This is a genomic window from Streptomyces sp. NPDC027185 (assembly GCF_055567035.1).
Map to the genome: position 1 here is coordinate 281,866 of NZ_JBVHRF010000009.1, position 11,312 is coordinate 293,177.

The 11,312-nt window shown below is 70.4% G+C and carries 9 protein-coding genes; 7 read left to right on the plus strand and 2 right to left on the minus strand.

Going from position 1 to position 11,312, the window contains the following annotated elements; all coding sequences use genetic code 11:
- Positions 1 to 405 precede the first annotated feature (405 nt).
- Positions 406 to 1,074 (plus strand): bifunctional 4-hydroxy-2-oxoglutarate aldolase/2-dehydro-3-deoxy-phosphogluconate aldolase, encoded by a 669-nt coding sequence (locus ACZ4M8_RS27275; RefSeq protein WP_467611784.1) that lies wholly within the window; start codon positions 406 to 408, stop codon positions 1,072 to 1,074.
- Positions 1,075 to 1,218: 144 nt separating this feature from the next.
- Here the strand turns inward: ACZ4M8_RS27275 and ACZ4M8_RS27280 are convergent, their stop codons facing one another.
- Positions 1,219 to 1,746: a ribonuclease FAU-1 family protein gene (locus tag ACZ4M8_RS27280; RefSeq protein WP_467611787.1), complete on the minus strand. Its 528-nt coding sequence runs from the start codon at positions 1,744 to 1,746 to the stop codon at positions 1,219 to 1,221.
- Between the two features lie 413 nt (positions 1,747 to 2,159).
- Positions 2,160 to 6,119 (minus strand): type VII secretion protein EccCa, encoded by a 3,960-nt coding sequence (gene eccCa / locus ACZ4M8_RS27285; protein WP_467611790.1) that lies wholly within the window; start codon positions 6,117 to 6,119, stop codon positions 2,160 to 2,162.
- Between the two features lie 775 nt (positions 6,120 to 6,894).
- On the opposite strand from eccCa, the gene ACZ4M8_RS27290 reads away from it, so the two are divergent.
- The 6 genes from ACZ4M8_RS27290 (at position 6,895) to ACZ4M8_RS27315 (ending at position 11,069) form a co-directional block, all read left to right on the plus strand.
- A complete protein-coding gene (locus ACZ4M8_RS27290; RefSeq protein WP_467611793.1) occupies positions 6,895 to 7,194 on the plus strand; it encodes a hypothetical protein in 300 nt (99 codons plus the stop codon).
- 89 nt (positions 7,195 to 7,283) lie between these two features.
- On the plus strand, positions 7,284 to 7,568 hold the full coding sequence (locus tag ACZ4M8_RS27295; protein WP_467611796.1) for a WXG100 family type VII secretion target: 285 nt from the start codon (positions 7,284 to 7,286) through the stop codon (positions 7,566 to 7,568).
- Between the two features lie 31 nt (positions 7,569 to 7,599).
- A complete protein-coding gene (locus tag ACZ4M8_RS27300) occupies positions 7,600 to 8,046 on the plus strand; it encodes a hypothetical protein (protein ID WP_467611799.1) in 447 nt (148 codons plus the stop codon).
- Positions 8,047 to 8,076: 30 nt separating this feature from the next.
- Positions 8,077 to 10,194, plus strand: a complete 2,118-nt coding sequence (locus ACZ4M8_RS27305) for a hypothetical protein (protein WP_467611802.1) — start codon at positions 8,077 to 8,079, stop codon at positions 10,192 to 10,194.
- Between the two features lie 61 nt (positions 10,195 to 10,255).
- A complete protein-coding gene (locus tag ACZ4M8_RS27310) occupies positions 10,256 to 10,702 on the plus strand; it encodes a YbaB/EbfC family nucleoid-associated protein (RefSeq protein ID WP_467611805.1) in 447 nt (148 codons plus the stop codon).
- Positions 10,695 to 11,069, plus strand: coding sequence for a hypothetical protein (locus ACZ4M8_RS27315; RefSeq protein ID WP_467611808.1), 375 nt, complete (start codon positions 10,695 to 10,697; stop codon positions 11,067 to 11,069). Before ACZ4M8_RS27310 ends, ACZ4M8_RS27315 begins: the two co-directional genes overlap by 8 nt.
- The last annotated feature ends 243 nt before the right edge of the window (positions 11,070 to 11,312 follow it).

Consider the following 11,312-nt stretch of genomic DNA (forward strand, 5'->3'; position numbering starts at 1 on the left):
AGGAGGACTACCAAACCTCAGACACCGGCGCCCCTTTCGACCTCTTAGATGGCGGTTGGGAACTGGACTCCCGTTCCACTGGGCGGGGAGGGCGGCCGGGACACCCGCGGGTGTCCCGGCCGCCGTCGCGCTGTCCGGGGCCCGAAGGCCGGGGCGGTCGCGCTGAGTTGCCGCGCGGGTAACCCTGAAAGATCCCTGGGATGTCGCCCCTTCAGGGACGTACGGTGGTCCCCCGCGGGAGAATTGTCAGTGGCTGCCGGTAGCGTTCCGGTCGAATCGAGAAATGACCGGGCATCTGCGGTAATGCTCCGACCTGTCGCGGCCTGCCCGCGCGCGGAGACCGCCGTACCGGCCACTGCCGGACGGTCGCGGTCATGCACAGACGAGGAAGGACGGCGAACTGCCGTGTATCGCTGGGAGATCACCCGGGCCGCGCTGGCGCAGCGGGTCTTCGCCATCGTTCGCAGCGCCACGTACGACGAGGCGAGCGCCACCGCCGACACCCTCCTGTCGGCGGGCGTCACCACCCTGGAGATATCCCTGACCACACCGTTCGCGCTGGAGGCCGTCACCACGCTCACCCGTGAGCTGGGGGAGGACGCGGTCATCGGCGCCGGTACGGTCCTCGACGCGGTCTCGGCCCGGATGGCGGTCGACGCCGGTGCCCGCTTCCTGTCCTCGCCGAGCTTGGACGCCGAGGTGATCCGGACGGGCCACCGCTACGGCGTCCCCGTCTTCCCCGGCGTCGCCACCCCGACAGAGATGGTCCGCGCCCTGGAGCTGGGCGCCGACGCGCTCAAGGTGTTCCCCGCGGCGGAGCGCCGGTCGTCCTGGCTCGGGGAGATCCGCGCCGTCCTGCCGCAGGCGCCGCTGCTCCCGGCGGGCGGGGTGAGCGTCGAGAGCGCCCCCGAGTGGATCGCGGCGGGCGCGGTCGCCGTCGGCCTCGGCCCCGCCCTCTCCGAGGGCGACCGCGACACCGTCACCAAGCGCGCCGCCGCCCTGCTGCCCCGGCTCGCGGAAGCCGCCTCGGGCGCCCCGGTCCCGGAGAGCGCGGTGGAGTTCTACGAGTACTGATACGGCTGCCGAGGGGCGCGGCGCCCGCCGGGGCCGGTGCCGGTCCGGAGGGCCCCGGGGCCGGTCCCGGCCCGGTGGCCCCCCGGGGCGCTATGGCCGGTGACCGTGCGCGTGCGCCGGCCCGCCCCGCCGGGCGACGGTCGCTCAAGCGGCCACCAGGCCCGGGAGTCCGCCCTCCTTCGCGATCCGCTCCAGCGTGTCGAGGGCGGCCAGGGCCTGCCGGGCGGCGGCCGGGTCGCGGGCGGTGAGACCGCTCGCGGCGAACTCGTCCTCGTCCAGGCGCAGCACCCGGGAGCCGTCCGCGGACACCCACAGGTCGAGATCGAGATCCTCCACGGTCAGCTCCGCCCGGCCCGTGGCTCCCGCGCGGACCACGGCGGGGCGGGTGATGTCGCAGTACCAGCCCTTGAGCGTGCCGTGGCCGTCGCGTACCTCCTTGACGGCGTACCAGCGATCGCGCCAGTAGTGCTCGGTGAAGGCGTCGCCGGGCTCGAAGCGGACGAAGCCGAAGTCGCGGACGCCGGGGGCGGCCCAGGCGGCCAGGACGGAGAGGCGGGTGCCGTCGTCGGCCAGCAGCCGGGCCGGATACCGGATCTTGACCCGTCCGGCCTTCGTCAGCACCACGTCCACCGGCTCCGGCGCCGTACCGCCGCGCTCTTCCTCTTCGCGCACCGCTTCCCCTTCCCGTTGATTCCCTCTGTGTGACCGTCCGGCAGGTGCGGCCCGGTGTGGCCGATCCGGGACGGCCGCGTCGCGTGGGGCCGGGGGAGTGCGGGACCGGTTCCGCCCCAGGCCCGGCCGCCGTGCCGTCCGGCTCCCGGCCGTCCGGGAGCGCTCATTTTGCGCCTCCTCGGTACCGATATTGCGGAAAAAGGAATCCCCGTGCGGCCGGCGGCCTGCCACGGGGATTTCTTTTTTCCTCGGAAAACCCTCCAGGTGGGGGTGGTGCACCGTCCGCATTTCCTACTCAGGGAAAAGAGGCGAGGGGTGTTCCTTTTCTCGGGAACCGTATTTAATTTGCAGAAGCAAGTGGTGAGGGCGGCTCGTCCGGGAGTCATCGGGCCCCGGACGAGCCGGGTGCGGGGCTACGCCCCGGCCACCCCCAACATGCCCGTCTGGACCTGCGTGGTGCCCCGGCGGGTGACGTACAGACCGCGGCCGGTGGTCATCTGGCGCGGCTTCACGCCCGGCAGGAACATGCCCTCCGACGGCGGGCACGACAGCATCAGCGCGGGGGTGTTGCACTCCAGCAGCTGCCGCAGCAGCTGGTCGGAGATGCCGCGGGAGGCGCCGTTGGCGCTGCGGGCGACGATCAGGTGCAGGCCCAGTTCGTTGCCCTGCGGCAGGAACTCCAGCAGCGGCGCGAAGGGGCTCGGCCCCATGCCCCCGCCGCCGACCATCTCGAAGTCGTCGACGACGACGAAGAGCTGCGGGCCGGTCCACCAGTCCCGCTTGCTCAGCCGCTCCGGCGCGATGTCCGGCCCCGGCACCCGCTCCCGCATGGCGCGGGCCACGCCCTCGACCATCTGCCGCAGCTTGTCGGTGGCCACCGCGTAGCCCAGCCGGTGCGACTCCGGCACCCCGGAGGCCAGCGTGCGGCGGAAGTCCACCAGCATCATCCGGCCCTGGTCGGGTGTGTACCGCTCGGCGACGGCCTTGCAGATCAGCTTGAGCAGGTTGGTCTTGCCGGTCTCCGCGTCGCCGATGACGATGAGGTGCGGATTGGCCTCGAAGTCGTGCCACAGCGGCTCCAGCCGCTGGTCCTCCAGCCCCAGCGGCACCCGCAGATCGCCCTCGGGCTCCGGCAGGGTCGCCGCGTCCAGCTCCAGCGGCAGCATCCGCACGGCCGGTGCCGACGGCCCGTCCCACGCCTCGCGCACGCTGTTGACCAGCGCGGACACGCCCTCGCTGACGGTCGCGGCCTGCGCGTCGCCGTCCAGGCGGGGCAGCGCGGTCAGGAAGTGCAGCCGCTCCTGTGTCATACCGCGGCCGGGGATCTTCGGGACGGTGTCCGCCGCCCGCATGTTGATCACCGAGTCGACCGGATCGCCGAGCCGCAGCTCGAAGCGGGTGCCGAGCTGGTCGCGCAGCCCGCTGCTGATCTCGCCCCAGCGGGTCGACGCGATGATCAGGTGCACGCCGAAGCTCAGACCGCGCGAGGAGATGAGGTTGAACGTCGGGACCAGGTCCATGAAGTCCTGCCGGATGGTGCTCCAGCCGTCCACGACCAGGAACACGTCACCGAACTTCTCGTCGGCCAGCTCCCCGGCCGCCCGGCGCCGCCTGAAGTCCTCCATCGACTCGATGCCCAGCTCCGCGAACTGCCGCTCGCGGCGCGCGATCACCCCGGTGACCTCGGCCATCGTGCGCACCACACGCTCCGGGTCGAGCCGGCCCGTCACCCCGCCGACGTGCGGCAGCCGGGAGAGGCCCGACAGCGAACCGCCACCGAAGTCCAGGCAGTAGAACTGCACCTCACGCGGGGTGTGGGTGAGCGCCAGCGAGGTGATCAGCGTACGGACCAGGTTGCTCTTGCCGCTCTGCGGACCACCGGCGATGCCGACGTGGCCGCCGGAGCCCGACAGGTCCGCCAGCAGCGGATCGCGCCGCTGGTCGAACGGCCGGTCCACCACGCCGACCGGCACCGACAGCCGCGGACCGGACTGCTCGGCGGGCGCCAGACCACGGCCCGGCACCGGCGCCAGCGGCGGCAGCAGCAGGTCCAGCGTGGGCGGCGCCTGAAGCGGCGGCAGCCAGACCTGGTGCGCCGGGCGCGAGGGGTGCTCCCGCAGCCGGTCGGCGGCGATGTCCAGCAGGCTCGGCGCGTTCTCGTCCAGCTCCTCCGGCAGCGGCTCGGGCGCCGCCTGCGGCAACTGCCGCTGCGCCACCCACGTCGTACCGAACGGCACCACCTGACCGGCGATCACCGCCTGCTGCACGGTACGCCGCGCGGCCCGGTAGGGGCCCGAGACGTACGCCGCCTTGAAGCGGGTGAGCGTGCCCACGTCGTTCTTCAGCAGACCGCTGCCCGGCTGCGACGGCAGGTTGTACGCGTCCGGTACGCCCAGCACGCCCCGGCTCTCCATCGCGGAGAACGTCCGCAGACCGATCCGGTACGACAGGTGCGACTCCAGCTGGTGCATCCGGCCCTCGTCGAGGCGCTGCGAGGCGAGCAGCAGATGCACGCCGAGGCTGCGCCCGAGCCGCCCGATCATCACGAACAGCTCCATGAAGTCGCGGTGCGCGGCGAGCAGTTCGCTGAACTCGTCGACCACCACGAACAGCGTCGGCAGCGGTTCGAGCGCCGCGCCGCCCTCCCGGGCCCGCTCGTACTCCAGCGCCGACGAGTAGTTGCCGGCCTTCCGCAGCAGCTCCTGGCGGCGGATCATCTCGCCGTGCAGCGCGTCCTTCATGCGCTCGACCAGCGCCGTCTCGTCCGCCAGGTTGGTGATCACGGCGGAGGTGTGCGGCAGCTGGTCCAGGCCCAGGAAGGTCGCGCCGCCCTTGAAGTCCACCAGGACGAAGTTCAGCGTCTCGGAGGAGTGGGTCAGCGCCAGCGACAGCACCAGCGTGCGCAGCAGCTCCGACTTACCGGAACCGGTCGCACCGATCAGCATGCCGTGCGGGCCCATACCGCCCTGCGCCGACTCCTTGATGTCCAGCTCCACCGGCGACCCGTCCGCCGACAGGCCGATCGGCACCCGCAGCCGCTCCGAGCGCGACCGCGTCATCAGCCGGTCCAGCGGCGCCTTGTGCAGATCGGCGATGCCCAGCAGCCCCGCCAGGTCCATGTCCTGCTCCAGCGGCGCGTCCGACTGCGCGGCGACGCCCGGCCGGTACGACGCGACGGTGGCGGCCAGCGCGCGGACGGCGGCGGCACCCATCGTCTCCGGGCGCCCCACCGCCGACTCGGTCTCCTTGCCGCTGCGGTCGGTGCCCAGCATCCGCAGCTCACCGTCGACGATCCGCAGCCGCAGCGCGTGCCGGGACGGCTTCTGCCCCAGCGCCCCGCGGACGTCCAGGACCACCGCGTTGCTGTAGCCGGGGCCGGTGATCCGGGCGCCCTGCGGCACGTTCGAGCTGTCCAGCACGATCACGGTGTACGGCTCGTCCCGGCTGGGCTCGTTGTCCGGGGCGAACTTCGGTCGCTGCGCGAACTCCTCGCCCAGCAGCCCCTCCAGCTCGGAGACGGTGTCGGTCACCAGCCGGGCGGCGCCCGCGCCGTCGCTCTCCACCGAGTGCTGCGCGTGCGGCAGCCACTTCACCCACTCCCACGCCGCCCGCGACTCGCCGTCCGCGACGACGACGATGTCCACGTCACGCGGGGCGTGGAAGACCGCCAGCTGGGCCAGCATCCCCCGCACCGTGCCCCGCGCGATCTCCTCGTCCCCGTCGAAGACGATCCGGGAGTACGTACGGAGCCGGACGGCCACCGGCTGGTCGGACACGGTGCCGTACGCGCGGATGAACCGCCGCAGCGCGTGGGCGCAGAGCGGCTCCAGGTCCTCGACGGGCTTGGTGGACAGCGGCGACAGCTTCGTCGCGAGCTGGCGGGAGCCGCGGGCGATCCGCACCTCGCCGAAGTCCTCGTGGGTCAGCCGGCGCTCCCACAGCCGGCTGGTGCGGGCCAGCGACCACAGGGCGGGCGGCTCGGGGTGCTGCCAGGCCAGCGCCTGCCGCTGCTGGTTGATGACCTTCCGCACCCGGCGCCGGGTGGTCGCCAGGTACCGCAGGTAGTCGCGGCGCTCGCCGCGCAGCTTGCGCTTGCGGTCCTGGGAGCTGCGCATGAACTGGGTGGCCAGCATGCCGATCGCGGACAGCGCCATCATGCCCATCGCGACGTAGCTGAGCGCCCCGCCGGACCCCGGCCGCAGGAAGATCAGCATCATGCCCATCGAGCTGAGCGCCATGGGCAGATACGTGATCACGCCCGACAGTCCGCCCTGCGCCTCCGGCAGCGTCGGCGGCTCCTGGAGGCTCAGCTCCCCGTCGGGTAGCTGTGGCCCGGGACGGCGTGGTGGTCGGCGGAATGTGACGGTACTCAAGACGGACCTTCCTTCGGGCGGCCGGACCCTGCTGCACCGGCCCCGGAGCGCGGACGCACCCGGAGGGGCCAGGGGGAGGGGCGAAAGTTATTTGCAGAAGCGGGGCAGCAAAGACGAGTGGTGGTGCAGGGGTGAGGAGCCGGGTTCAAGCGCTGCTGTGCATACATCCTCAACTGCCGGGAGTACGCTCCGTACCGAAATGCTGATGGGCGGTCACGATAGTGTTCCCCGCATTCCACGTCGACCCGGACGTATTTCCCGGACAAGGAGAGCGAACCGCAGTGAAGGACACCTCACCGGCCCCCGCCGGCCCGCTGCCGCCCGGCGCCCCGGTGCGTGGCGCCGGTGCGGTGGCCGGTGCCGGTGCGGCGGGCGGTGTGCCCCGCCGCCGCGGTGCCCACCCGCCGTGCGCGGGCGGTTGGCCGCGCCGGCCGTTCGGCGCCCCGTCCGGGAGGCATGCCGGAAAAGCGTGGAACGTCAACCATTGGTATGACTACGTGTCCGGTGCCCGCGCCTACCCTGGTCGCGGTCGCGCCTTCGGCGCCGTCATCCACGACGGAGGAGGTGCCGTATCCGGCACCGCACACACCACGCCGGGACGGCATGTCCCCCTCACCGCCCGGCGCGTATGACGCCCGCCCCGCTCCCCGTACGCGCGCGCGACGGACGCGGCCCCGGCCGCATCCGTGCGTGATCAGCAGCTGAAACCCTCTCGAAAGGACGGCGCACCATGTCCGGTGCCATTTCAAAGAAGGATCAGGATCTCCAGAACGCGATGGTGATTCTGGAAGGTCAGATGGAGAAGATGCGCACCTCCGGGCAGAAGGTGAACGACATCGTCACCACCGGTGTGGCGGCCAACTTCCAGTCGGTGGCCAGCACGCAGTTCCAGCAGAAGATGCAGGAGTGGATCGAGGCCTACAACCAGGTCTCGCAGAAGGTGAACAACCTCCACGCCAACCTTCAGCAGGCCAACCAGGTGCTGAATGCCGGTGCGGACGAGGCGCAGCAGCACGCGGCCGGCTGGGGCGGCGACCTGGACAACATCCAGGGCGTCCTCGGCGGCAAGGGCTGATCCGCGGGAATTCCCGCAATCGGCGCACGCGTTGACCGCGGGGCGCCGGAATTCCCTCCCACATTCTTCTTCTCACTCAAGGAGCCGACATGGCTGACACTCATCTCCTGGTCGACCGGGCGCGTCAGGACGCCATGGACCTGACCCAGGCGAACACCGAGATGAAGGCTGCGCTGGACGACATGATCAACCAGCTCAACCCCATCAAGCAGAGCTTCGAGGGCGCCACCTCCACCGCCTGGCAGGAGGTCCAGAACGCCGTCCAGGCCGCCGAGGCGGAAATGCACACCGCCCACCAGCAGGGCACGACGGCACTGGAGAACATGATCCAGGCGATGATCGACGCCGACAACAAGGGCAGCAACATCTTCTGACGGCCCGCGTCGAGAGAAAGGTGTCCACCCCGTGACTGAACACGAGGGCGGTTCCGGTACCGGTAACGTCAAGATTACCGAGGGGTACCTGGAGGAATTCGCCAAGCAGAAGATCAACGAATTCCTCGACGACTTCCGGAACAATGACGACTACCGGAACCTCGCGGCGTTCGCCGGCGGTTCGATGGGCCCCGGCGGTTACGCCAAACTCCTCGCCGGCAGCAAGGATTTCCCGGCCGGGCAGGCGCTTCAGGTGCGGTACGAGATGTTCTGCAAGAGCCTCAAGCAGCAGCTCGACACCTTCGCCAAGACGATGGGAAATCTGTCGACCGACCTGATGACCGTCAATCAGGTTCTCGACGACGGCGAGAAGGAAACCGAGCTGACGGCCGCCCAGATGATGGAGAACCTCCAGGACATCCTGGGCGGTTTGGGCGGAGGCGGCGGGAGTTACACGTCGCCGCCGAGCGCGTCCTGAGTACGACAGGCTGACAGGAGATACCGAGGCATGGGCACGGACTGGACGTGGGGGCAAGCCCTCAAAGCCTTCGCCGGCACCGGGAAGAAGGTGACGGACAGTTCGGAGATCGGTACGGACGGCGGGCCGTCGTGGTTCGTCGCGAGTATGAGCGATGGCGGGGTGTCGTCGGATGCGAGCCAGAGCTTCGACCCGCATTACGACGTCTGGTGGTCGTTCAACTACACCTTGCCGAACGCGCGGAACGAGGCTCTCGGCGGCTCGGACCGGGCCTATGTCCTCGGTGTCAACATGGACTGGGCCATGCTGAACAGCTCCGACGGTCCGCTGTACCGCTTCTTCCACCAGGCCGACGAGATCCTTTCGCCGCTGTCGGGGACCCTCAAGGGCAACGAATCCGTCAGCCTCGGGAGTTTCGACACCGCCTCCAACACCGCCCGGTGGCTGGAGGGGCGCATCCAGAAGGCCGGTGAGCTCATCGAGAGCTGGGCCAAGACCATCGGCGACGAGGACTCCAACTGGCAGGGCAGCTCAGCCGGGGTCTTCCGGGCGGTGCTGGAGGGCCACGCCAAGGAGCTCGAACGGCTCCGCATGGAGATGATCAACCCCCGGGACTTCACCGGGGACATCGACCAGGCACGCGTCCAGCTCCACAACACCCTGGTCGGGCTCCAGGAGGCGTTCCGTAACTGGTACAACGACCGGCTGGCCGCGCCGGTCAACGCCACCCACGACGCGCTTCAGGAAGCGATGCAGGGGGTGCACATCGAGTTCGACGGCAACACCCCCAAGGTCACCGGCTCGAAGTTCGGCGACCCCGCGACCCAGGGCTTCTGGGACAAGGTCCAGTCGCGCGCCAAGGAGATGTGGCTGACCAACGTCCGCACCAAGCTCGACGAGCCGGCGAAGACGCACATGCAGACGCTGGAGAGCAGTTACAACACGGCGACCTCGGCCATTCCCGAGGCGCTCAGCCCGTTGCGGCTGAGGATGCCGCACTCGCCGAACCCCCTGGGGAACAACAAGACGGGCGGGGGCACCAACCAGGACCTGGCGTCGCTGCTGAACCAGAACAAGACCGGCGGCGGCAACGCGCTGCAGGACCTCAACAAGCAGTTCAACGCCAAGACCGGCGGCGGGACCGAAGGCGGCGGTGGCGAGGGCGGCGGCGGTGCCGGCGGCAGCGCGAACCCGCCGTCGATGGAGGACGTGAAGAAGCAGTTCGCCCAGCAGAACGGCGGCGGCACCGACGGCCTCGACGGAAAGGGCGGCGGCGACCAGCACGGCAACCAGCCGCCCGGCGGCCTGGTGCCGCCGCCCGTGCCGAAGGTCGGCGGTTTCTCGTCCGGTATCTCCGACAAGAACGGCGGCAAGGACGGGCTCGGCGGTCCCGGCGCCGGACTTCCCCACTCCCAGCTCGTCGGCGCGGACGGCAAACCGCTCAAGGACAAGAACGGCAAGCCGCTCAGCGTTCCGTACGGTTCCAAGATCAACTCGAACGGGACCGTCACCCGGCCCGACGGCAAGCTCGCCACCGACAGCACCGGCCACAAGATCTCGGGCGTGCCGTCCGGCGCCAAGCTCACCTCGCCCGCCGGAATGGGCAACGGCTACGGCTACGGGAGCGGCAACAACAATCTGGGCAACCACGAGTTCAACCCCAACAAGAAGCTCGCCGAGTACCTCCAGAAGCCGCCGGGCTCCAACGGCCCCCCGCCCCCGCCGAGCAGCTTCAAGACCTTCAGCGGAGGTCTGGGCGGCGGTGGTCTGGGCGGTGGCGGCGGTCTGGGCGGCGGCGTCGGCGAAGGCGCGTTCGGCAAGAACCTCGCCCGCGTCGGCGGAGGCAGCGACCTCCTGCGCACCAACACCGGTATGAGCAACACCTCGCTGCGCAACGGCGGTTCCGTCCCGCCCGGTGAGGAGATTCCGCCCGGCACCAGAAGCCCCGGCGGCGGCCGGGTACTGGGCGAGGCCACCGCGGGCGGACGGAGCACCTCCTCCGGCACCCCGATGGTGCCGCCCATGGGCGGCGGCGGTGGCGGCGGCGCCCCGGGACAGCAGGAGCAGCACAGCAACATCGTGATCGACGAGGACGAGGAGGTGTGGGGCACCCACGAGGGCACCACACCCGGCGTGATCGGCGGATGACGGCAGCGGCGCGGGACAGCGCGGAAAGAACAGCAGTGACGTACGGGAACGAGGTCGGACGATGAGCAGCGGATATCAGGAACAGCTCAACGACATCATGGGGCGGCTCGCCGACCACCGCAGCAAGCTCCAGGAGACACAGGAGCGACTGGCCCGGCAGACGGTGAAGGTCACCTCCAAGGACCGCTCCATCACCGTGATCATGGGAACGCAGTCCGACGTACGGGAGATCAAGTTCCAGGGCGAGGCGTACCGCTCGATGGCCCCCGCCGAACTGGGCCGGACTCTCGTACAACTCCTGGAGAAGGCCCGCCTGGAGGTGCACGAGACGGTGACCCGGGCCGTGTCGCCGATGATGGGCTTCAGCGAAGAGGTCCGCGAATCCATGCTCGGCGGGACCGACCAGCTGCGGATGATGCGCGAGGTCCGGCAGAAGATGGGACTGAAGGACGGTATGCCGGGCGGTCCGCGTACCTACCGCGACGACGAGGACGAGACCGATGGCTGAGGAAATCAAGACCGCCGAGGACCTCAAGCGCCTCTTCGGCAACTACCACGGGATCGCGGACCTCGTCGACAAGGTCTCCCACGAGATCGACCACCTCAACCAGCTGAACCTGACGGCCGGTGGTCAGAACGACGAGACCGCCCAGGCGTACAAGAAGGTCGCCGGGGTGGGCACCCAGGTCCTCGCCGACCTCGCGAAGACGCTCCGGGACATGACCGACTCCACCGGCGAGGGCGGCCAGGACGCGATGAAGATCTTCGACGCGGCGAAGGCGGACGCGGAACACTTCGCCACCTCCTGGGACAAGATGGTCGACGAGGCCAAGAAGGCACAGAAGGGGGAGCACGAGGGGGACCACAAGGGGTAGCCGCCCCGCCCCAGATCCTCCATATCCACGGCACCCACGGTGCGGCGGCCGGCCTCGGAAGAGGACGGCCGCCGAGCCATAGCCGACCGGCGTCCTCCCCGGCGCACCCCGGCCCCCTCCGCGGCCGGCCACCGAACACCCGGCGTGCGGCCCGCGGCCCGCGCCCTTCCCCCACAGCGTCACACCCCGGGCGCATGAGCCTCCGGCGAGGCACACGGCCCGTGGTCCCGAAAGGAACTCGCC